The organism is Marixanthomonas ophiurae (assembly GCF_003413745.1).
Classification (GTDB): domain Bacteria; phylum Bacteroidota; class Bacteroidia; order Flavobacteriales; family Flavobacteriaceae; genus Marixanthomonas; species Marixanthomonas ophiurae.
On record NZ_QVID01000002.1, the window covers coordinates 198,507 to 222,177 of the forward strand.

The 23,671-nt window shown below is 35.4% G+C and carries 16 protein-coding genes; 14 read left to right on the top strand and 2 right to left on the bottom strand.

Features of this window, described 5'->3' with window-relative positions:
• Nucleotides 1–115 precede the first annotated feature (115 nt).
• The gene (locus tag DZ858_RS11185; RefSeq protein WP_117159751.1) at nt 116–1,411 is read left to right on the top strand and encodes a phenylacetate--CoA ligase family protein; all 1,296 of its coding nucleotides are present in this window, start codon (nt 116–118) and stop codon (nt 1,409–1,411) included.
• Between the two features lie 39 nt (nt 1,412–1,450).
• Here the strand turns inward: DZ858_RS11185 and mqo are convergent, their stop codons facing one another.
• Nucleotides 1,451–2,935, bottom strand: coding sequence for a malate dehydrogenase (quinone) (gene mqo, locus DZ858_RS11190; protein WP_117160425.1), 1,485 nt, complete (start codon nt 2,933–2,935; stop codon nt 1,451–1,453).
• 299 nt (nt 2,936–3,234) lie between these two features.
• Here mqo and DZ858_RS11195 point away from each other — a divergent pair, with 299 nt between their 5' ends.
• From DZ858_RS11195 to DZ858_RS11235, 9 genes are all read left to right on the top strand, one after another.
• On the top strand, nt 3,235–5,376 hold the full coding sequence (locus DZ858_RS11195) for a S46 family peptidase (protein WP_117159752.1): 2,142 nt from the start codon (nt 3,235–3,237) through the stop codon (nt 5,374–5,376).
• 417 nt (nt 5,377–5,793) lie between these two features.
• Nucleotides 5,794–7,428 carry a tetratricopeptide repeat protein gene (locus tag DZ858_RS11200; protein WP_117159753.1) on the top strand — a complete coding sequence of 545 codons (1,635 nt, stop codon included), beginning with the start codon at nt 5,794–5,796 and terminating at the stop codon, nt 7,426–7,428.
• 108 nt (nt 7,429–7,536) lie between these two features.
• A complete protein-coding gene (locus DZ858_RS11205; protein ID WP_117159754.1) occupies nt 7,537–9,864 on the top strand; it encodes a T9SS type A sorting domain-containing protein in 2,328 nt (775 codons plus the stop codon).
• A 46-nt stretch (nt 9,865–9,910) separates the two neighbouring features.
• Nucleotides 9,911–11,419 (top strand): T9SS type A sorting domain-containing protein, encoded by a 1,509-nt coding sequence (locus DZ858_RS11210; RefSeq protein WP_117159755.1) that lies wholly within the window; start codon nt 9,911–9,913, stop codon nt 11,417–11,419.
• 264 nt (nt 11,420–11,683) lie between these two features.
• Complete coding sequence (locus tag DZ858_RS11215) at nt 11,684–12,139, top strand: methyltransferase family protein (RefSeq protein ID WP_158548367.1); 456 nt, start codon at nt 11,684–11,686, stop codon at nt 12,137–12,139.
• A 90-nt stretch (nt 12,140–12,229) separates the two neighbouring features.
• Nucleotides 12,230–13,198 carry a thioredoxin-disulfide reductase gene (gene trxB, locus DZ858_RS11220; protein ID WP_117159757.1) on the top strand — a complete coding sequence of 323 codons (969 nt, stop codon included), beginning with the start codon at nt 12,230–12,232 and terminating at the stop codon, nt 13,196–13,198.
• A 123-nt stretch (nt 13,199–13,321) separates the two neighbouring features.
• Nucleotides 13,322–14,878, top strand: a complete 1,557-nt coding sequence (locus DZ858_RS11225; RefSeq protein WP_117159758.1) for a helix-turn-helix domain-containing protein — start codon at nt 13,322–13,324, stop codon at nt 14,876–14,878.
• 27 nt (nt 14,879–14,905) lie between these two features.
• Nucleotides 14,906–16,060, top strand: a complete 1,155-nt coding sequence (locus DZ858_RS11230) for a tetratricopeptide repeat protein (RefSeq protein ID WP_117159759.1) — start codon at nt 14,906–14,908, stop codon at nt 16,058–16,060.
• Between the two features lie 145 nt (nt 16,061–16,205).
• Nucleotides 16,206–20,060, top strand: a complete 3,855-nt coding sequence (locus DZ858_RS11235; RefSeq protein WP_117159760.1) for a fibronectin type III domain-containing protein — start codon at nt 16,206–16,208, stop codon at nt 20,058–20,060.
• Between the two features lie 194 nt (nt 20,061–20,254).
• Here DZ858_RS11235 and DZ858_RS11240 read toward each other — a convergent pair whose 3' ends face one another.
• Entirely contained in the window at nt 20,255–20,722 is a 468-nt protein-coding gene (locus DZ858_RS11240; protein WP_117159761.1) for a DUF4442 domain-containing protein, read from the bottom strand.
• A gap of 134 nt (nt 20,723–20,856) precedes the next feature.
• On the opposite strand from DZ858_RS11240, the gene DZ858_RS11245 reads away from it, so the two are divergent.
• The 4 genes from DZ858_RS11245 to DZ858_RS11255 are packed head-to-tail and all read left to right on the top strand — an operon-like array spanning nt 20,857 to nt 23,666.
• Nucleotides 20,857–21,393 carry a DUF4870 domain-containing protein gene (locus DZ858_RS11245; protein WP_117159762.1) on the top strand — a complete coding sequence of 179 codons (537 nt, stop codon included), beginning with the start codon at nt 20,857–20,859 and terminating at the stop codon, nt 21,391–21,393.
• Nucleotides 21,377–21,547 carry a hypothetical protein gene (locus DZ858_RS15185; RefSeq protein ID WP_158548368.1) on the top strand — a complete coding sequence of 57 codons (171 nt, stop codon included), beginning with the start codon at nt 21,377–21,379 and terminating at the stop codon, nt 21,545–21,547. Before DZ858_RS11245 ends, DZ858_RS15185 begins: the two co-directional genes overlap by 17 nt.
• Before the next feature lie 5 nt (nt 21,548–21,552).
• Complete coding sequence (locus tag DZ858_RS11250; RefSeq protein WP_117159763.1) at nt 21,553–21,891, top strand: PadR family transcriptional regulator; 339 nt, start codon at nt 21,553–21,555, stop codon at nt 21,889–21,891.
• Entirely contained in the window at nt 21,888–23,666 is a 1,779-nt protein-coding gene (locus tag DZ858_RS11255; RefSeq protein WP_117159764.1) for a PspC domain-containing protein, read from the top strand. The genes DZ858_RS11250 and DZ858_RS11255 overlap by 4 nt, the downstream gene beginning before the upstream one ends.
• The last annotated feature ends 5 nt before the right edge of the window (nt 23,667–23,671 follow it).

Consider the following 23,671-nt stretch of genomic DNA (forward strand, 5'->3'; position numbering starts at 1 on the left):
ATTTGAAAGTTTGATAAACAAGGCAACTTGCCTTAATACATTCAATTAAACTTTGGTTTATTTTAAAAACGGCTTTACTTTAAAAGCAAATCACTTAATTCAGCTAAAATAATGTATGAAGTATTATAATTCAGAAATAGAAACTATGCCAATTGAAGAATTGCGAGCATTACAGAATACGCGTCTTTCTTCTTTGGTAAAACGAGTTTACAATAACGTTCCTTTTTATAAAAATCAATTTGATTCTATTGGGTTGAATCCTAATGATATTCAGTCTGTAGAAGATTTACATAAAATTCCGTTTACAAAAAAAACAGATTTAAGAGATAACTATCCTTATAAAATGTTCGCCACACCAATGGAAGATATTAGACGTATCCATGCTTCCAGTGGAACAACGGGTAAACCTACCGTAGTAGGCTATACTCAAAATGACCTCAATGTTTTTGATGAAGTGATAGCACGTTCTTTGGTTTGCGCTGGTGCTCAACCTGAAATGAAATTGCATAATGCCTACGGGTATGGTTTATTTACAGGCGGATTAGGTATTCATGGTGGAGCAACCAAATTGGGAATGGCAGTGATTCCTGTTTCAGGAGGCATGACCGAAAGACAGTTAACAATTTTAGAAGATTTTGCCCCAGAAGTTATTTGTTGTACGCCATCGTACGCCCAAACTCTTTCCGAAGCATTTGCAAAAAGAGGTTTTGATACTAAAAAATTATCGTTAAAATACGCCATTCTTGGAGCAGAACCATGGACAGATGCTATTCGGGAACAAGTAGAAACAGGGCTTAATGTTACGGCTACTAATATTTATGGATTAAGTGAAATTATTGGTCCGGGTGTTTCGCAAGAAGATTTTGAAGAGAAAGGAACCGGCTGTTATATTTGGGAAGATCATTTTTACCCTGAAGTAGTAGACAGAGAAACCGGAAAACCACTGCCATATGGTGAGGAAGGTGTGTTGGTACTTACTACATTAAAAAAAGAAGCCTTCCCAGTGTTGCGGTACTGGACCAATGATATTTGTTCGATTAATTATGATAAAAACGCAAAGCGAACTCACATAAAAATGTCACCAATTAAGGGCAGAGCGGATGATATGTTAATAATAAGGGGAGTTAATTTATTTCATACCCAGGTAGAAGAAGTTATTCACCAAATAGACTCATTAAGCCCCAATTATAGGCTTATTGTAGAGAAAAAAGGAGTGATGGATACGGTTACTGTTGAGGTAGAAACTATAAAGGGTATACTTCTAGAAAATCCAGACTTGATAAAAGATATAACCAAAAGAATAAAAAATAGTATTGGTTTATCAATGAAGGTCGATTTAAAAATGCCGAACTCTATGCCTATGAGCGAAGGGGGTAAATTTAAACGTATTATAGATAAGCGGAAATTATAAGCATACTTTCTATCCTTTAGTTTTTTTGTATTGAGGTATTTACAATTTTAATGCTTGCTCCGATTGTTTTAATTGGGTATTAAAGCTAGTTTCATCTACTTGGGTGTTCCAAGTAGGGACCATTTTCTGTAATAATTCTTTTCCTTTATTGGAATGGATTACTTCAGGAAAGGCTTTCTCCAATACATCGAGCATAATTTTTACAGCTGTGGAAGCACCAGCCGAAGCGCCTAATAAACATGTAATGCTACCGTCTTTACTGCTTACTACTTCGGTACCAAATTGTAAACGACCGCCTTCATATTCGTCTCGTTTAATTATCTGTACGCGTTGTCCAGCAATTACAACATGCCAGTCTTCATTTTTGGCGTCTTTTACAAACTTTCGAAGATCATCCATACGATCATCAAAAGACATGGTTACTTGTTCTATTAAATATTTGGTTAAAGGTAAATTATGCCAAAAACCACCTAGCATAGATGGGATGTTTTTAAAATTAATAGACTTAAACAAATCAAGATTAGAGCCTTCTTTTAAAAACTTAGGGCTAAAGCCTGCAAAAGGACCAAACAACAATTCGCGTTTGCCATCGATATAACGTGTGTCAAGATGAGGTACGGACATGGGCGGATCGCCTAACCCTGCTTTGCTGTACACTTTGGCATGGTGTTGATTAATAACATCTTCATTTTTACAAACCAGCCATTGTCCGCTTACAGGAAACCCGCCATAGCCGTCTTTTTCATCAATTTCTACTTTTTCTAATAAAAGTAGACTGCCACCGCCAGCACCGATAAAAACATGTTCGGCATCTAAGTGTTGTATATTTCCGGTCTGGGTGTTTTTAACTTTAACAGACCATTCTACACCTTTATCTGGATCTATGTCTAACACTTCTTCACTACATTGAACAGGGGTGTTGTAATCTTTCTCTAGAATATCAAAAAGCTTTTTGGTCAATACACCGTAATTTACTTCGGTACCTCGGTCTATTCGGGAGGCAGCCATTGGTTCATCATCCTTTCGATTGTGCATTATAAGCGGAAACCATTTCTTCATAATTTCTTGGTCTTTTGTAAACTCAATATGTTGAAACATATAATGGTCTTTCATTGCGTGGTATCGTTTCTCCAAATAATCTGCATTGGCTTTTCCTGTCACCCAACTATGGTGTGGAACGTTGTGAATAAACGACTTCGGATCCGTAATATGTCCCGTATTTACTAAATACGACCAAAATTGCTTTGATATTTCAAACTGATTACAAATAGAGATGGCTTTGCTTATATCGATGGAGCCGTCTTTGTTTTCAGGCGTATAATTAAGTTCACACAGTGCTGAGTGACCAGTGCCGGCATTGTTCCATGCAGCAGAACTTTCTTGGGCTACTTTACTTAATTTTTCAAGTATTAATACTTTTAATTCAGGCTTTAATATTTTAGCCATTAGTGCAAGAGTAGCACTCATAATGCCGCCACCTACACATATTAAATCGTAATCCTTGTTTATTTTTGCTGAATCCATAGCTCTTTTTCTATAAAAATACATAAGTATTGCTGAAAACGAAACCCAATACAAACTGTAATAAAAATTACAGTTATTTAATTTGAATATTAGTTAACCTATTGTGGGAATTGCTACATCAGTTTTAAATAAAACGGCATTGTCTTAACAAAAAGTTAAAGTTGTTTAAGTATGATGCTTTTCAAAGGAGCGTAAGCAGAAAAAATAAGGGAATCCGCTTATATTTACCAATTGATGCATTTTAAGGCTTTCAAGCTTTTATGTGTCATATGTAATACTAATAAAAACTCTCTTTTTAAATGAAAAAATTAATTATTTGCTTTCTCCTTGCCACATTTATAATGCCTTTACATGCTAATGAAGGTATGTGGTTTTTAATGCACATAGAACGATTAAACTATCGTGATATGCAAAAAATGGGCCTTCAATTAACGCCCGAAGAAATATATAGTATAAACAACTCTAGTCTTAAAGATGCAATTGTACAATTTAACCGCGGTTGTACTGCAGAGATTATTTCAGATAGCGGATTAGTACTTACTAATCACCACTGTGGGTATAGTAAAATAGCTGAACTTTCTACTTCTGAAAATGATTATCTAACTGACGGCTATTGGGCTAAGAATAATCAAGAAGAACTAAAGCCTAAAAGTCTATCGGTACGTTTCTTTGTAAGAATGGACGATGTTTCAAAAAGAATTTTGGGACAGGTAAATGATTCAATGACTGAAGCTGAACGCGAAGCTGCTATTAATCGCGAGATAGCTAAAATTGAAAAAGAAAATAACGAAGGTGGAAAATATACTGTCTCAGTTAAATCTTTTTACCAAGGAAATGAGTTTTACTATTTTGTTTATCAAGATTATAACGATGTACGTTTAGTAGGAACTCCACCAGCAAGCATTGGGAAATTTGGAGGTGATACAGACAACTGGGAATGGCCAAGACATACAGGAGATTTTTCTCTTTTTAGAGTGTATGCCGATAAAGACGGAAATCCTGCTGAATATTCAACGGACAATGTGCCTCTTAAGCCAAAGCATCACTTAACCACAAATATAAAAGGTTTTGAAGAAGATGACTTTGCTATGATTATGGGATACCCCGGTAGAACCAATCGTTGGATGCCTGCTGGAGGAATTGAACAGAATGTAGAATATGCATATCCAGCTTGGGTTGAGGCTTCAAAAACATCGATGGATGTTATGAAGGAATATATGGATAAGGATCAACAAGTGAACCTTGATTACGCTTCAAGTTATGCTTCTATCGCAAATTATTGGAAAAACCGCCAAGGAATGATTGATGCGCTAAAACAACACAAAACCGCAAAAACAAAACGAAAAGGTGAGAAGGCATTTAAAAGATGGGCTTCAAAAAAAGGCAATGAAAAGTATGCAGATGTAATTTCAGTAATCAACAATTATTACAAAAACACGAATGAAATAAGCCGTCATAACAACTATTTAAGTTTGTTACTTAGAACTAAAGTGGCGACACTTCCATATCGTTTGGGAAAAACAATAGATTTCTATTTACAACAAAATGAAGCCAAACAAGCAGAGTTAAAACCTGAATTGGATGCTCAAATAAATGATCTATACGAAGGGCTTCACCTTCCTTTAGAGAAAGATGTTCTAGCTGCACAATTAAAACTATACTCAACCAAGGCAGAAAATATTGCGCCAATGGTAGCTAAAGTTGCAAAAGCAAATAATAAAAGTGAAGCGGGGTGGAATGACTATGTAAATACTGCTTTTGAGAATAGTATTTTTGAAACTAAAGAAAAGTTAGAAGCATTTTTAGAAAATCCAGATGCTGAGGTTTTTAAAAACGATCCTTTATTTCAACTTTCCACAGATTTATTGAATCGTTACCGCGCCAAAACGGAAGAAGAAAAGCAATTAGATGATGATTTTGAGCGTGCTTATAGAATGATGGTTCAAGGAATGCGTTTGCAGAATCCTGACGAAAAATACTATCCAGACGCTAACAGTACATTGCGATTAACGTACGGAAAAGTGATAGCACTTCCTGCCGATGAGCGCAACGATGCCGATAAAAATTATTATACTACTTTAAAAGGAACTGTTGCCAAATATCAACCTGGTGATGATGAGTTTGATATGCCAAAGGAGCTTATTAAACTTTACGAAGAAAAAGATTTTGGTCAGTATGCTGATGAGGATGGTTACTTACCGGTAAACTTTTTAACTGATAATGACATAACAGGAGGAAACTCAGGTTCGCCTGTATTGAATGGAAAAGGAGAATTAATTGGTTTAGCTTTTGATGGAAATATAGAAGCTATGGCTGGTGATGTAATTTTTGATGACCAACTACAACGTACCATAAATGTAGATATAAGATATGTACTTTTCTTAATAGATAAATTTGCTGGAGCAACGCATATTATAGATGAGTTAACTTTATCAAAATAATGCAATAGTAGCATTACTATCTTTTTAATAACCACGAATCTTATATTAATAAGTTCGTGGTTTTTCTATTCATATTAGGAAACAAAAACAAAACAGGCTGCGAAAATAATTCGACAGCCTGTTTTTAACTAAATTAATAAATATGGAGTGTTACTTTTTCATAGCAATAGAATTCCTGAAAAATAGGAAGTCATTTTAATTTATTAATAAAAAAAGGGGGATGTTGTAGGTTTAATAAAGAATAAAAGTAATTTTTTTTTAAGGGTTAACCCCCCTAAATGTTGAGAATATTTTCCTACATACAAGAAATAAACTAATGTAATGGTTTTTTATAGACGTTTTATAAAGTATATCTATTCATAAAACCGATAACTTTTTTACTACTTTTAGCTTTTTAAGAAAAAAGGTTAAAAATAAATGTTTACACCCGCACGTCTCCTCGTAGTGCTTATTTTATTATTGTTTTCAATAAATTGTTTTGCACAAGTAGAAACATCTACACAGGCAGACGACCATATTGAAGAAGGTGTTGAGCTTATGTTTCAAAAAAAACATACACAATCGTTAGCGTTACTAGTAGAAACAGAGGCGATTGCACAAAAAAATAAATGGTATGAGCAAGCCTTTAGAGCTACATTAAACATAGGCTCTAACTATTATTTACTTTCCGATTATGGCGAAGCACTTCAGTATTACTTACAAGCGTATGAAATAGCTATAGAGCATTTAGATTCTCGACAAGAAATGACGGTGCTTAACAACATTGGTATTCTTTACTTTCAAGAAGAGGAGCGGTCTCAGGCAAAAAAATATTTCTTTAAAGCCTATCAAAAGGCAAAGCAAGTTAAAGATGAAGTTAAAGTAGGGTATTACGCAGTAAACCTAGCGTTGGTTTCTAATAAAATGAAGGAGGTAGATTCGGCTCAATTCTATATACAAGAAGCTCTTCCGTTATTAAAAGATACTCCTAATGTACTGATACAGGGAAAAATGGCACAGGCTGAAATGTTTCTTTTAAAAGAACAATATAGCAAGTCTGAACAAATTGCCTTAAGTCTATTGCCTGAACTTCAAGGCGTATCACAAATAGAAAATAAAGTATTCATCTTATTGGTATTGGCTCAAATTAACGAAGCACGAAATGAAGTAAACAAAGCACTAGACTACACCACAGAAGCACGTGACGCTCAAAGTGGGTTTGAAAACCGAACAGAAGTGTATGATTATCTATCTGAACTCTACGGCAAAACGGGTGATTTTGAAAAAGCAATAGCTTATAAAGATTCTGTAATTATCGCTACAGATTCTTTAAATACAATTAGAAACAGAAAGTTGTTTGAAAATGAAAAAGTGAAATTTCAACTTCAAAACTATCAACACGAGCTTTCTGAAAGTAAAGAAATATTAAAACAAGAACGTCGTTTCTTTTATAGTATAATTGGGATAGCTGTTCTATGCATGGGTTTTATAATATGGGTGTACAGGAGTAATTTAGTAAAACACAAACAACGTAAAAAAATTGTAGAGTTAGAGTTAGCGAAAGAAAAAAGCGACCACTTACTTATTGAAAAGCAATTACGGGAAAAAGAAGCGTTAGCATCGTTAGAGCAAGAACGCCTTAAAAATGAATTGGAAGTGAAAAACCGAAAACTTACTGCCAAAGCATTATACCTATCTAGCAAAAATGACCTTATAGAAGAAGTGGTTGAGTCGTTATCTCTTCATACCGAAATAGCCGACAATCCACAGTTGAAAAAACAAATTACCGAATTAAAAAAACACCTTAAAAAAGATACACAATGGGATAGCTTTTTTACCCATTTTGAAGAAATCAATCAAGGCTTTCTTGATAGGCTACGAAGTAAACACCCAAAACTTACCCCAAGCGACATTCGGTTTATCACGTATTTGTATATGAATTTAAGCAATAAAGAAATTGCATCGCTCTTAAACATCACTCCTCAGTCCTGTAGAAAAAGAAAGGAACGAATTTCAAAGAAAATAGATTTACCAAATAATACAACACTTCACGCTTATTTATCAAGGGTTTAAGTAATGTGTCACGCTATTACATTAAACATGTCACGAAATGTCACGCCCTAATTAGGCTGCAAGCCGCCTCTTGTATCTATATTTATCCCATAATCCAAAATAGATACCATGAAAAAACTAACTACCCTATTATTACTTTTTTTTTACATATTAATTGTACAAAAAATCACAGCTCAAGTTGAATTGGAAGGAGCAAAAGACTACGGACAATTATTTAATGTAACCTATAGTGAAACAGAAGAAGATGTTATCTACGCACGTACGGTTACAAACCACATTGTTACTTCAACAGATGGTGGTGATAACTGGAGTGTTTTATATGCAGAACCTTTAGATAAATATGCAACGCTGAAGGATCTTAAGCTTATAAATGATGGAACTAGCTTAAGTTTTATAGTTTCTGCAGAAGGAACGGACTACAACGCTATTGTTTTGTTTGATCTTGCAACCGAAACAATTACACGCACTTATTCACCGCCCAACTCTTTTGAAACTGATATTTTAATAGAGTCCTACGATATCCTTGAATCTAATAATGATATTGCATTAATGCATACCACGTACTCTTTAGGGGGAGCATACACTCATGAGGTTTTCTATACCGGCGATGGAGGTGCTAATTGGTTTCCGGTATATTACAGCCCAATAAATGATAATGTAGCTATTAATAATGTAGCTATTTCACCAGCAGAAGGTGAAACCTTATTTTTAATGCGAGGTGGATCTACTTCACGAGTTATAGGAGGTTTATTTGTATCTACCGATGCTGGCCAAACTTGGGAAGAGAAAATTCCAGGAAATATGTACGACCCTATTAGCTTTAATCCTAACAATGCAGATGATATTTTATTAGGGACAGGATATGGTTATGATACCCATGTAGAAAACCTATACCGCTCAACTAATGGTGGTGATACTTGGAATATAGTTCCTATTACTTGGACAACTATGTCTCAAGATAATATAAATGAAATAGCATTTAACCCTACCAATACAAACGAAATTATGGTATTGGAAGAAAATGAAATAGTAGTTTCTTCAGATAATGGAACTACTTGGCAAAATTATGTGTACAACGATATAGATCCAGAAACCTATTACTATGGTTTAACAGCTTCATATAACCCATTTGTATCTCGTGAAGTATTAATTAGTACAAATTATTATCCTTTTTTATCTGAAGATGGAGGGGCTACATTATCTAAGTTAGAAAATCCTTTCATTAACTCCTCAGGGACGGTAGCCTCTTTCACTTCAGAAGATGAAAATCACGTATATTATGGTTTACGCTCAGGATACATTCATAAAGACCTTCAAACAGAAACTGAAGAAGGTTATGGATTACAGTCTCTAGAACAAGGCTTTGGTTCTCCTTTAAAAGTTTATGCCGACCCAGTAGTTTCCGGACGTGTATTTACTAATAATAGAGTAGTGAATACCTCCTATTTAAGCGTAAGTGCTGAGCACGGAGCCGATTCAAAACTAATTGCTAGTTCTATGTTCTTTTTGATCCTTGAAGATGTTTCTACTTCCGTTACCAACCCGAACATAAGCTGGTTGTCAACCGGTATTGAAGCACACAAAGTAGATCTTACCGATATGGAGAACATTATAGATACTAATATTCCGGTACCCCAAACAGGAGAAGTAGTTACAGCCGTGCAGGTTGATCGTGAGGATGAAGCGACTATCTACATAACACAAGATGTTAGTTTTTATAAATCATCTAATGATGGTGCTATTTGGGAGCTGGCGGTTACTGGTTTGGAAGAATTAGTTTCTAGAGACGATTTAATTTTAGACATAGAGCAAAACCCATTAAACGCTAACCAGTTAATGTTAGCAACAACAAATGGTATCTATTTATCGGAAAACAAAGGGGATTCTTGGAGTCTTATTTCTTCGGAATTTACAAACGATGTTGCCTTTTCAACAGTAACGGAAGATGCTATTGTGGCCGTTACTCATTATTCTGATGGATTTAATATTCCATTACCCGAAGCAAAAGCAAAAATTATCTTCAGTAAAGATATGGGGGAAACGTGGGAAGAAATAACCCCTGAAATGCTAAACTATTCAGTTACTGAAACATCGGCCTTCACTTTTACAGAAGATGCTGTAGATGTCTATTTAGGCGTACAGGATTTAGGTTTGGTAAAGTATAACATAGATCTTACCACACTGTCAATAACTTCTGAAATTGTAGAAAATAAAATAATTGCATTGTATCCTAACCCAGCGAAAGACAGTTTCTCAATAAATAGTTATGATAGAATTGAAGCGGTAACTATTTACAATATGGCAGGACAAGAGGTAAAGAAAGTAAGTGAAACTAATCAAGAAATAAATATAAGTGATTTAGCTAACGGATTATATATTGTGAAAGTGAAAACCTCTGAAGGAACTCTATCTAAGCGTATCATAAAAGCAAACTAGATAGGGAATAATGAAAAAAACTACTAATTAAAATCAATATAGAATTATGAAAACAACAACGATAACAAAAACGTTTTTTACAGCTGCTTGTTTATTAGGTTCTGTTACAAGCTCACTAGCTCAATTTACACAAACAGGAAAAGTTGTAAGTCAAGACAGAGAAAGTCGAGCAGAATATGGAACTTCAGTAGATATTAAAGAGAATTACGCTATTGTTGGTGCCTCTAGAGAAACCATTGCGGCAGGAGCAGCTTATATTTATGAACAAAATAGAGATGGGGAGTGGCAAAATCTACAAAAATTAACAGCCTTCGATGCCCAAGATATGGCCGAATTTGGAGGTGCCTCTAAATTTGGAGAAGACTACTTAGTGGTAGCTTCCGGTAGAGGAGATGTAGATGGAATAATAAGGGCAGGAGCATTATATGTGTATAACCTTAATAGCAGTAATGGTACTTGGGATTTTGATGTAAAATTACATGCCGCAGATTATAGTGGAGATGCTAAATTAGGTATGAACCCTACTTCATTAGATGTAGATGGAAGTACCATTTTAGGTGGTGCTCCCGGAGAAAATGGATGGACCGGAGCTGCGTATGTATTTGAAAAGGAGTCAGGAAACTGGGTCGAAAAGCAGAAACTGGTAAGTCCTAACACACAAACTAATGAAACATTTGGTATTGGGGTTTCTATTTCAGGTGACGTTGTGGCCATAGGAGCTAATGAAACTGATAACCGTAAAGGTTCTGTATATATTTTTCAGAAGGATGCATCGGGAACTTGGGAATATTTTCAGCAGGTAATGGCATCAGATGCTGCTGCTGATGCTTTTTTTGGAAGTTCAGTAAGTTTACACGAAGATCAATTGGTCGTTGGAGCTTATGGAGCAAATGGAGAAGCAGGTGCCGCCTACATATTTGAAAAGGATAGCTCTGGAGATTGGCAAGAGATGCAAAAGCTAACAGGAGCAACTGCATCAGAGAGTGCACAGTTTGGTTGGAGTGCTGAAATAAAAGAAAAACATCTAGTAGTTAGTGCGCCTCACGCTTACGGTTTTGATTCGGGCGAACTTTACTTCTACAAAAAAGATGCTAATGGAGTATGGCAAGAAGAAGAAATTATACAGGGAGAAGACACGGTAGGTGAAGATTTCTATGGATGGAGTGTAGCTTTATATGGCGATCAAATAATCACTGGTGCTCCGTGGGAAGATCACGATGCTACTGGTGATAATGAAGTAGATCGTGCTGGTTCTGCCTATATTTTTAGAGATGAATTATTGTTAGGTAATGAACCTGGCAATGATCAATTAGAAAATAGAATAGGGGTATATCCTGTTCCAGCTGTAGATGAAATAACCATTCAAAGTAAGGAGAGTTCAATTAGCAATATAGTCTTGATAAATCAATTAGGGATGATGGTAAAAGAACAAAAGGTTTCTGAAAAAAAAGAAAGTACACTTACTATTTCAGATATTTCTGAAGGAGTCTACTTTCTAAATATTATTGATACAGAAGGAAAGATAACAACAAAAAAGATAGTGAAGAGTAAGTAAGATTAGATTTAAGTTAATAGTTAATATGTAGGAAGGCCACCGTGTAAGGGTGGTCTTTTTACTTTAAAAACAGTACATAACCTTCTTGCGAACACAAAAACAAACAAAGTAATAGGGAAGTGGCATTGATTATTTTATACTTTAGAATAATAATTTTTTTAAACGATTCTTTAAATATTAGAAAAATAAATTTGTAAAAATCTTTAAATTTATGTTATTTTTGGGTGATTTTATTATTAATACAACAATAACAAGGCTTTAATTTTGAAAAAAGAGGTATTATTCTTAATAATCCAGTTTGTGCTTTTTTCTTTCTATTTCATTGATATAGAAGTAATTTCTTATTCAATTCCATCTTGGCTAAATTATATTTTGCTCTCCTTAGTAGGTTGTGGTTTTGTAATTATCTTTTTAGGCATCCTGAACCTTAATGATGATTTAAGTGTAATACATGCCAAAAAAGAAAAACCCATGGTTTTTCATGGTATTTATCGGTATGTACGCCATCCAATTTATTCAGGAATTCTTTTAAGTATGATAGCCTATGCACTCTTTACAGCTTCAATTTTCAAATTTATTTTAACCTTAATTATGGGTGTGGTTTTTTATTATAAATCTGATAATGAAGAAAATTGGATGGTTGAAAAGTATGAACAGTACAGAATCTATAAAAAGAAAACCGGTCGTTTCCTTCCAAAACTTAGAAATAAGAATTACTAATTAAATAATAACGTTTCTTAATAACTTTCCTTGTAAGGTTCTTTATAAAGTTACTACTTTTACAGTGTAAAAATATTGAAGAAAACTATTATGGCAGATACTATTGAAAAAATCAAATGTTTGATTATTGGCTCTGGTCCAGCAGGATATACAGCAGCAATCTATGCATCACGTGCAGATTTAAAACCTGTAATGTACACTGGTATGGAACCTGGAGGACAACTAACAACAACTACCGAGGTTGATAACTTCCCCGGCTATCCTGATGGGGTAGATGGTCCTACCATGATGGTCCAGTTACAAAAACAAGCGGAACGTTTTGGAACAGAAGTACGTATAGGTATGGTTACTGCTGTAGATTTTAGCGATGAAGTAGGTGGTGTTCATAAAGTAACAGTTGACAATAAGAAGCAAATTGAAGCCGAAACAGTAATCATTTCAACTGGAGCAACGGCTAAATATTTAGGCTTGCCAAGTGAGCAAAAATTACGTGGTGGTGGTGTTTCTGCCTGTGCCGTGTGTGATGGTTTTTTCTACAAAGGTCAAGATGTAGCCATCGTAGGTGGAGGAGATACCGCTGCTGAAGAAGCAACGTATCTTGCTAATATTTGTAACAAGGTGACTATGTTGGTTCGTAAAGACTATATGAAAGCCTCAAAAGCCATGCAACATCGTGTTGAAAACACAAAAAATATAGACCTACGCTACAATACCGAAGTAGATGAGGTGTTGGGGGAGCAAGTAGTAGAAGGGCTACGAATGGTTAATAATGAAACAGGTGAAAAAGAAGAAATTGAAATTACCGGTTTATTTATAGCTATTGGTCATAAACCAAATACTGAAATATTTAAAGAACAATTGGATATGGATGATACTGGGTATGTAATCACCAAAGGAAAAAGCACCAAGACAAACAGACCTGGAGTATTTGCTAGCGGTGATGTTCAAGATAAAGAATACCGTCAAGCCGTTACAGCAGCCGGGACTGGATGTATGGCAGCTTTAGATGCAGAACGTTATTTACAGACCATTGAAACCGAAAAAACGGTAGAAGCATAAACAGCATTAATTAAAACAGTATTAAAACACCTAAGCAAACCGTTTAGGTGTTTTTTTATTATAGCGGGAACCATACAAGTCACTACTAAAAACCTATATTTGTAGGGTATAACCTATTTGTTTATGAAAGTATTTTCATACTTTTTTATTGTTCTTATTTTTAGTTCGGCTGGCATTTTTGGTCAGGAAATTGCCGGAGACGACTTTCTTTTTTTAAAAAACTTAAATACAGTATATAAAGATCCATCGCAAGCGAAACGAGTTGCCGATTATTTATTTAAAAATGCTAATACACAACTAGAAAAAGCTGAAGCCCTCTATTTACTTTCAGAAAGTAAAAAAAGACAAGGGGACTATATTGAAAGCATTGAAGACCTTTTTAAGGCAAAAGAATTGGTAAACCCTTCAAAAGATCACTTTTTGAACAGTTTACTATTAATCTCAATAGCAGAAAGATGTCAAACAACTGGCATTAATGATATTGCAGAAGAATACCTGCGGAAAGCTGCCCGTCAAATTAATAGGATACGTCAAAAGGAAGAGTTTAGTATAGCCAACGCTTTTTTGTTATATGAACAATCTAACAAAAGCCTAAGTAAAGATAGTATTACTGCCGCAAAACAAATTGCACAATCTTCAGAAGATAATTTAGAAGATCTTAAAGCAATGGTTCCTGCGCTATTGATTAAAAACTATGTACTACAGGGGAACATTCACTTATATAATAAAGAATTGGATTCTGCTGCTGGCTACTTTAATAAAAGCCAGAATCTTATCGTAACATCGAGGATGGCAGGTTCATCTCTTGAAGCAGAAACTTTAAAGGGAATAGGGGAGGTTCAATATGCTACATCCAATTTTGAACGTGCCAAGGCAAACTTTAAGAAAGCAATGAATATCCCTGTTATTGAAGCTCCGCTTCGGGTCACTATTTTACGTGACTTGTCAAACGTGTATAAAGCTCAGGATAGTATGGAGGCTTATCAAAGCTATTATAGGGAAAGTTCGACTCTTAACGCTTCTGTTTTAATTTCAGAACGAAAACTACGCAATACTATCATTTCCCATATTGAAGCAGAACAAGAAGGGGCTATCCAAAGTGATAAAAGAAGTTATTATATAATTGTAGGAATAATTGCAGCTGTGTTGCTCGTGTGTTTTATAGGCTATTATTTTTATAGTAAAAAGCTAGATACGGAATACAAACAATTTGAAAAAGTCATCAAACAACTTGAAAACAAAGAAAAATTAGAAGCTCCTAAAAAGGTTGTTCAGCAAGAAAATGAAGGAACTAAAGGCGTTACAATTCCTAAAGAAACCGAAAACGCCATCCTGCAACGGCTCGAAGATTTTGAAACAACGACCAAATACACCAATTCTAATATGTCATTGCCGTTATTGGCCAAGCAGTTAGAAACCAACACCAAATATATTTCAGAAATTATTCATACCCATAAAAACAAAAACTTCAATACCTATATTAACGAATTACGCATCAATCACATTATTCAGTTAATGAAAGAAGATAAAAAGTACCTAAATTATAAAGTAAGCTATTTGGCTGAAGAAAGCGGTTTTTCCTCACATAGTGCTTTTACCGTGGTCTTTAAATCTATTACTGGCATCACACCAAAACAGTTCATCACTTTTTTAAAGAAAGATGATAAAGTAGCGTCTTGATCTTTTTAGTATATTACCAAAAAAACTGTGTGCTTTCATAAAAAAATAGTAACATTCTTATTCCTTTTTGGTGTTCTTGTTTTTAAGCATGCTGTATATGCCCAAAACAAAGCATTAATAGACAGCCTGCGCCAAGAAGCCAATGTGTTGGCGTATAGTAACCCTGAATTAGCAGTTGAAAGGGGATTGGAGCTGTTTAGTCTTTCAAAAAACAAACCATCACAGCAAGTTTCGGCTTTATTGACAGTTGCCAATGCGTATGCCGTGCTTAAAGACCATGACAAAGTTTTGAAGTATGCTTTGAAAGCAGATTCTATTGCCGATAAAAACCGAAACTACACAGATCAAGTACGAGCACTTGGTTTTATAGGCGGTCAATACCAACGATTAAAGCTTAGTAATCGTGCATTAGAATATTTAGACCGTGCGTATACTATTTCGGTAAAACACCCATTGCCAGATTCCATACAGTATCTACAAGGTAACATACTTTTTGTAAAAGGCTTGATACAGCGGGATAACTTGGGCTGTGAATATGCATTACCTTACTTTACTGAAGCCGCCCAAGTGTTTAGAGAAAACTTGGATAAAAAGCTGATGAATAGCAGTATGGCAATAGCATTGAATAACATTGGTGATTGTAATTTTCAACTTGAAAAATACGATGTAGCTAAAAAAAATTATAATGAAGCTATAATCTTTGCTTCAAAAATCAATGCCTTAAAAAATAGTGCCTACTCAAAATTGGGGTTGGCCAAGATTCTTTCCGAAGAAGAGAAAAATCAATTAGCAATACAAACGTTGCAAGAAGCACTGCTTTCTGTTGAAAATATAAATGATGCAGGCTTGAAAACAGCACTATATAAAGCCCTTTCCGACAATTACGCAGCCATTGGTAATAATGAAAAATACAACGCATACACAAAGTTGTATTTTGAAGAAGAAGAAAAACTGCTGAATGAAGAAAAAAATTCAATCAATCAGGTAGCTAATAATCTTGCAGCTGAAAACCTTGATAAAAGAGAAAATCAAAAAAATACCTACACCTATATTTTTATAATCTGTGGGATACTTTTACTTGTAGTTTTGGAATATATTTTGCGTAAAATTCTTCAAAAAAGAAAAAAAATAGCTCAACAAAAGCAGGAAATTGAAAATACATCTAAAAACAACCATAATTAATATAATTACTTGTTTTTCAGTTATTTAATGTTTGATCTTCTCTTTTATATTTCGTGAAAATTCCATTAATTTAAAAATATAGTCCTTTATAATAAGGTAATAGTTGTTTAGGTTTACAATCAAGATTGAAAACTTAAAACAATTTATGATGAAACAACTACTTACACTAATTCTTGCTATTTGCTTGGCATCCGTTAGTTTGCATGCTCAATGCGACATATCGGAAAATTTTGATACCTATAATAATGGTGATGTTCCAACGGATTGGACCATGGTAGATAATACTGATGGAACCTCTGCATATGGAAGAGTAACATCAAACCCTTCTGCACCTAGTCCAGGTAAATACTTTAGAATGTATAGTGGAAATGCTACTACCGGAGATCTTATATTTATCTCTCCGATGGAAGCAACCACTTCAGACGGAAATCACCGTTTAAAGTTTTTTGCTCAAGGAACTACAGAATCAAGTTTAATTGTAGGGACAACAGATGCTGCTGATGGAAGCGGAACTTTTAGTGTCATTGAAACAATACCGTTATTAGGCGTTAATAATGAAGATTGGGAAGCTCATGAAATAATCATTCCTGCTGGGACTGATGGATACATTTTCTTTCAGCATAATCTTGGGTCAACTTTTGATCAAGTCAATATTGACAGTGTGTGTTTAGAACCAATCCCAACATGTTTGGAAGTTAGTGCTGTGGAAGTCTCAAACCCTACTCAAACAACTATCGATTTAGCTTGGACCGAAAGTGGTTCGGGTGAAGATAATTGGGAATATGTTGTACAAGAAGTAGGAGGCGGAGAGCCAACCTCTAATGGAACCGACTATACATCGACCAATGCTAATCCTTCGGTTACAGTTACTGATCTTAATCCTAATACAGTATATGAAGCGTATGTACGCGCAAATTGTGGTGGAGGCGATTATGGTGCTTGGATAAAATCTAATGACGTTATAAGAACAGATTGTGCTCCGTTAACTGATAATTTCTGCGAAAACTGGGATGGAATGCCTGAAGATGAAGTTCCCATTTGTTGGACTGCAATTGACGATCCAAATACATCTGGTCACGTTCAAATAGATTTTGAATTTAGTTATGATAAGAATATGCTCGAATTGACCGCTGTGAGTGTTACAGAGGGAGACCTTATTGCTATTTCACCAGATGTTTCAGCTTTTGCCACAGATGGAGCACACCGCTTACGTTTTACTGCTGGTTCGTCAACAAACGCACCTGAAGTTCTTGAAGTGGGAACGATTGATGAAAACGATAACTTTGTTGAAATTACAGCACTTACCCTTACCAGTGACAGAGACACGGAATACCTAGTTACATTGCCTGATAATGGTCATGAAAATTTCGCTTTTAAGCATAGCGGTCAGGTTAATAAAACGGTATGGATTAATACAGTTTGTGTTGAAGACTTGCCTTCTTGCTTAGAGGTTATAGATGTAACAGCAGCTAATGTAGATTTTGATTCTGCTGATATATCTTGGACTGCAAGTGAATCTAGCGAAACTACTTGGGAGTATATAGTACAAGAGGCTTCATTACCAACACCAGATGCTACTACTAACGGTACTGAAATAACTACAACTTCAGTAAATGTACCTTTAGAACAAAACACCGCATATATAGCCTATGTACGATCAAAATGTGCTACAGACGATTTCGGGTCTTGGATTGCTTCAGAAGAGTTCACTTCAGCGTGTAGCAGTTTTGTAGCTGAATATCAATTTGGTTTTGAAGGCCCCAATGTTGATGGGGAAGACCTGAAGCCATGTTGGTCTATTTTTGATACGACATTAGGTGATTTTAGAACATATGAAGAACAAGGAAATATTATGCCTTCAGATGGAAATTTAATGATGCGTATGTTCTTCGGCAGCTCATCAGATGCTGAAGGGTTAATCGTGAGTACACCAGAGTTTTCAGATCTAAACATAGATAAACAAATACGTTTTAAAATGAACAAAAGTGCTGCGAGTACGGCAGATTTAGACATCATTGTAGGAACCATGGCAGATCCTATGGATGCAAGTACTTTTGTAGTTCTTGACGATACCTCGTTAAACCAATCTACAATTATTGCCGAAACGTGGACGGAGTTTACGATTGACCTTTCAAGTTATGATACAAGTTTAGGGCACAATTACATTGCCTTTAAGCCTCAACATTCAGGTACAGGTGGTTCGCAGTTTATATATATGGACGAATTTAACTATGAATATGCTGAGCCACAAGGACTAAACGATGAACCTGAAACTGCAGCTATTTTAACAGTATCAGATGATTATAATTGTAACAATGCCATAACTGGAGATTTTCAAGGAGCTACAAGGTCTGAAGAATTCCCTTGTACAAACCCAGAGTTTAATAATTATAATGATTTATGGTATCGTTTTACACCAACCGAATCTGCTGAATATGCATTTGGTGTAGAATCAATAACAGGTGATCCTATAAGTATGTTTGTTTTTGGAGGTTCTTCAGTAAATTTAGAACCCATTTCCGTTGGGTGCTCAACACGATTTACTTCGGTAAATTTAACAGCGGGAGAAACTTATTTTGTTGCGGTTGCAAGTCCAGTTCCTGCTGCACAATATTTACTTTGTATAAGTCAATTTCCAGAGACACCAGCAAATGATGAACCAAACGGTGCTATTGAGTTAACAGAATCTACCGATAGCAATTGTAACAATGCAATACAAGGTTACACCGCCTCTGCTTCATATTCAACTGACTCTGCTTGTTCTCCCAACACAGAAGATGTTTGGTATTCTTTTATACCAAATACTACTGCAAATTATACGTTTAAAAGAACGATAATAAATGGTGGTGCTACAACAGCTGTATCTGTTTATTCTGGTACGCCAGGAGATATGACACAACTTACCGAAGGCTGTGACACCTACTTGCAAACAGTAGACTTAACTGCAGGAGAGACTTATTATGTGGCAGTTTCAAGTTCAGAAGGTTCGATTCCATTGTATTTTGAATTGTGTGCATATCCATCGCCACCGGTTCCAGCCAACGACGAGTGTGTCAATGGTTTTGAACTAACGGTAGGAGAAAATTTTGAAAACAGTTTTATAATAGGGGACAATACCTCTGCTACGCGTAACGAAGACGATCCATTGGTTACTTGTGATGGACTGGAGTTTGAAGAAAAAGGAAAAGATGTTTGGTACACGGTAACAGTGCCTAATTCCGGTAACCTTAAACTGGAAACCAGATACAATGATGACCCATACCAGACCGATACTGGTATGCAAGCTTATATAGGGAAGTGCGGAGCTTTGAACTCCTTATACTGTAGTGCTGATGAAGGTGAAGGGTTTTTCAATTATATTGAATTGACAAACTTTGAGCCCGGTATTGAAATTTTAGTACGGGTATGGGGTCGTGTAGGTGATTTTGGAAGCTATAAAATAGCAGCGTATGATGACTCTCCGGAATGTAATTTTCCAACAGAGCTTCAAGTGAGTGATATCACTGAAACCACAGCAATGATAAGTTGGACGGAACCTAGCCCAACACCCGTGGGTGAATATGAATACATTGTGCAGGATACAGGGCTTGGGTATCCTGGTGACGTCGATGGTACTTTTACAAATGACACAGAAGTATTATTAGAAAACTTAACGCCTTTAACTGAATATGATGTTTATGTAAAAGCAAATTGCAGTACAAGTGGAAGTGCTTGGGCAGGACCTATCACATTTACAACAGAAGAAGAATTGGGTATTTCAAACTTTAACAAGAATCAGTTTAAGTTGTACCCTAACCCAGTAAATGATGTTGTAAACGTTTCCTATAAAACTGAAATAGATACTGTTTCTATCTATTCTGTTACTGGGCAGTTGGTTTATGACAATGCTATCCACAATTCATCTGCGCAAATTAATGTATCACATCTATCAAGTGGGTTGTATATATTAGAAGCAAATGTTGAGGGGAATAAAGTACGATTTAAGATTATTGTTGAGTAATATTAGTTGTTAGTTAATACCAAAGCGTCCTGTTACACTGTGCAACAGGACGTTTTTTTATTAAGTCATTTCAACGACAGGAGAAATCTCATCCTACTAATTGCGTGTTTTTTTTCAGCAGTTGTATTTTAAAGAAAGTCTTTCTTCTTGGCTCTTGCAGCGAAGCGGTCTTGGTTCTACAGATAGCAAAATTCTTATACCCTTGATTTATTTTTAACCTTCACCGTCCACTCAAACTCAAAAACAGAGACCACATCGCCAGCTTTGTCCACGCCTTGCGATTTCATCCAGATGGTTTGACCTTCTCCGGTTGTAACAGCTTCTTTTATGGCTTCTTTTACTTTAATTCCATCCTCACAAGTAAACGTAATTCTTCCTTTCGCTTTTTTTGAAAAGGAAGCTTTGTTATTAGCAACCAACATCGAAATGTTTTGATTACTTTCTTTTATAGTGCTCATTACCAAGGCTCCGGTGCTTAACTCGGCAGCCATCCCTTGTACAGCCCAAAACATAGACTTAAAAGGGTTTTGATTGATCCATTTATGACGTACTGAAGTAACACAACTTGTCTCATTAATTGCTTTTACCCGAACCCCCGTAAACCAAGCAGCGGGTAGTTTAAAAAATAAAAAAGTATTGATTTTTGAAGGCGTAAGTTGCATGTCTATTGGTTTTAAGGCGAATATACTTCAAAAAAAGCAAGTATGCTAATTCTTAAAGTTATGTTAAAATTTAGTACTATGCGTAACATAATACCTTTTTTTGTACATATATTTGTATAAGAGATTACTGAATTATGAAAACAATCCTTTCAAATTTGTCTGAAAAAGAAGCTGAAAACCAAAAGAATATCGCAGCAGGTATTCATTTGAGTACCTTTTTAAAGTATTTTTTTCCGTTTGCAAACTTTATTGCTCCGCTTATATTATGGACCATCCATAAAGAAAAACCATTTGTTGATAGCCATGGAAAAAGAGCAATAAACTTTCAATTAAGTATTTTGTTATACTCAATTGGAGTAGGGGTATTATGCTTACCGTTCTTTGTAATTTTTGCAGTAGATTTTATTTCGCTTATGGAAGCGATGGAACATACTATTGGAAATCCTGGTTTTGCTGAAATTAGAAATCTTTCAGGATACATTCTTTTATTCGGAATAGCAGGTTTATTACTCTTTGGCTTATTTGTATTAGAACTTTATGCCGTTATCACCGCAACTATGTATGCCGCTAAAGGCAAAATCTATAAATATCCATTAAGCATACCTTTTTTAAAATCATCTTCTGAACTTGATTCAGAAATCAATCAATCAAAAAATGAGCACACTAGTTAACATCGTATTAGCAGCAGTTTTAAGTTTTTTAGGCGCCGAGGTGCAAAAAGAACGAAACGAGACAGCCATGAATACATCGATACAATGCCAGCAGACCGTAGAAAACACGCAAACAGTATTGTTCACAAAAAACGAAGCTATTAATTGTAAATAGGACCGATGAAAATTGAAAACACAAAAGCACAAATGCGCAAGGGAGTTTTGGAGTATTGTATCCTTTCCGTTTTAAAAGATGGCGAAGCATACACATCAGATATTCTGGACACCTTAAAAGATGCAAAAATGCTCGTGGTGGAAGGAACAATCTATCCACTGCTTACCCGATTAAAAAACGCAGGATTGCTTTCCTACCGATGGGAAGAATCTACTAGTGGACCACCACGTAAATATTATGAACTGACCGAAACCGGGCAGCTATTTGTAAATGAATTGAATACTACTTGGAACGAATTGCAACAGGCAGTAAACAGAGTAACCAGCGAAAACACTACGAAATGAAAAAGACAGTAAACATAAATTTAGCAGGCACCTTTTTTCATATAGATGAGGATGCCTTCGGGAAACTTTCACGATACCTCGATGCTATTAAAAAATCGCTTACCGATCCTAATGGAAGTGACGAAATTATGCGAGATATTGAAGCTCGTATTGCTGAACTTTTTTCAGAAAAAATCGAGACGAAAGCTCAGGTAATTTCTTTAAAAGAATTGGATGAGGTAATAGCCGTAATGGGACAACCGGAAGATTATCAGGTTGATGAAGAAATTTTTGAAGACGTACCACCTACACAAAAAAGTAGTCGTCGTAGAAGCTCTACAAGACAACAGTTGTTTAGAGATATAGACAACAAATTTATCTCTGGAGTTTCTTCAGGGTTGGGTCATTATCTGGGTATAGATGCAATTTGGATTCGTTTACTTTGGATCATATTGACCATTCTTTCACAAGGTGTATTTATTATCGTTTATATCATTTTCTGGATATTGGTTCCGGCAGCGGTAACCACTTCAGATAAATTGAGAATGACGGGGGAGCAGGTCAATATTTCAAATATAGAGCGAAAGTTTAAAGAAGGATATGATACTGTTGCAGACAAAGTAAAAAATGCAGATTACGATAAATACGGGCAACAAGTAAAAAAAGGAACTTCCGGTTTTTTTGATACAATAGGCAAGATAATTATGACCCTTTTCACCATTTTTGTGAAGTTTTTAGGGCTTTTATTTATCCTTATATCTATAAGTGCTCTAATTGGCCTTATTGTTAGCTTATTTACATTAGGCACCGTAGGATTCTGGGGTACGGGCGAAGTGATGGAGTACATCACTATGTTCGACACCACAGGAACCCCCATCTGGATCATTTCATTACTGACTCTTTTTGCAGTAGGAATTCCATTTTTTGTCCTCTTTATTTTAGGTCTTAAAATGTTAATCAACAACTTAAAGTCGATAGGGACAAAAGCGAAGATCACCTTATTGATCGTTTGGTTTATATCACTAATTGTTTTGGGGATTCTTGGTATAAAACAAGCTACCCAAAGAGCTTATGACGGAGAAGATATTGCTGAAACGGTACTTCCTGTTAAAAAAGGCGATACGCTACAATTGAAAATGCGTTCCGATAGCCAATATGAATATGAAACGCATCGTCATGGTGGATTAGAGCTGAAATACAACGATGCAGACGAACGTATCATTTATAGTAATGATATTCGATTAATCGTTCGATCTACTAAAGATTCCGTTGGAAAACTATTAATTGAGCGTAAAGCTGAAGGAAAGAGCTTTTTAGATGCTAAGAAACACGCTGAAGCCATTGAGTACAATTACGCTATAGATAACGGATTTTTGTTTTTAGACGGATTTTTAACTACCGGAACGGAAAACAAATTCCATGATCAAGAAGTACAAATAACAGTATACTTACCAGAAGGAAGTATTTTAATTGCCGATAAAAATACCTATTCGTACCACCGAAACGACTCCCGGTATGAAGATATTTTAGATAATGGCGATGAAGAGAAAACCTTATTAATACTTCGCGATGCCACAAAATGTATAGATTGTGAAGATGCTATAAATGATGAAGTGGAGTCTTCAGAAGAAGTTTCAGAAATGGAAGAAGAGGATCGAGAAGAAGAAGATTTTAATGACGAAACACCTTCTCCAAACTGGAAAAAAGAAGTTGAAAACAAATTTGATAAAAAGAAAACTGATTCAGTTTATCAACCAAATAACACAATAGTAACAGATACAATCAATAACCAATAAATCAA

Coding starts and splice junctions, on each gene's coding strand:
- DZ858_RS11185 (WP_117159751.1), top strand. CDS start 116: ATGAAGTATTATAATTCAGAAATAGAAACTATGCCAATTGAAGAATTG.
- mqo (WP_117160425.1), bottom strand. CDS start 2,935: ATGGATTCAGCAAAAATAAACAAGGATTACGATTTAATATGTGTAGGT.
- DZ858_RS11195 (WP_117159752.1), top strand. CDS start 3,235: ATGAAAAAATTAATTATTTGCTTTCTCCTTGCCACATTTATAATGCCT.
- DZ858_RS11200 (WP_117159753.1), top strand. CDS start 5,794: ATGTTTACACCCGCACGTCTCCTCGTAGTGCTTATTTTATTATTGTTT.
- DZ858_RS11205 (WP_117159754.1), top strand. CDS start 7,537: ATGAAAAAACTAACTACCCTATTATTACTTTTTTTTTACATATTAATT.
- DZ858_RS11210 (WP_117159755.1), top strand. CDS start 9,911: ATGAAAACAACAACGATAACAAAAACGTTTTTTACAGCTGCTTGTTTA.
- trxB (WP_117159757.1), top strand. CDS start 12,230: ATGGCAGATACTATTGAAAAAATCAAATGTTTGATTATTGGCTCTGGT.
- DZ858_RS11225 (WP_117159758.1), top strand. CDS start 13,322: ATGAAAGTATTTTCATACTTTTTTATTGTTCTTATTTTTAGTTCGGCT.
- DZ858_RS11235 (WP_117159760.1), top strand. CDS start 16,206: ATGATGAAACAACTACTTACACTAATTCTTGCTATTTGCTTGGCATCC.
- DZ858_RS11240 (WP_117159761.1), bottom strand. CDS start 20,722: ATGCAACTTACGCCTTCAAAAATCAATACTTTTTTATTTTTTAAACTA.
- DZ858_RS11245 (WP_117159762.1), top strand. CDS start 20,857: ATGAAAACAATCCTTTCAAATTTGTCTGAAAAAGAAGCTGAAAACCAA.
- DZ858_RS15185 (WP_158548368.1), top strand. CDS start 21,377: ATGAGCACACTAGTTAACATCGTATTAGCAGCAGTTTTAAGTTTTTTA.
- DZ858_RS11250 (WP_117159763.1), top strand. CDS start 21,553: ATGAAAATTGAAAACACAAAAGCACAAATGCGCAAGGGAGTTTTGGAG.
- DZ858_RS11255 (WP_117159764.1), top strand. CDS start 21,888: ATGAAAAAGACAGTAAACATAAATTTAGCAGGCACCTTTTTTCATATA.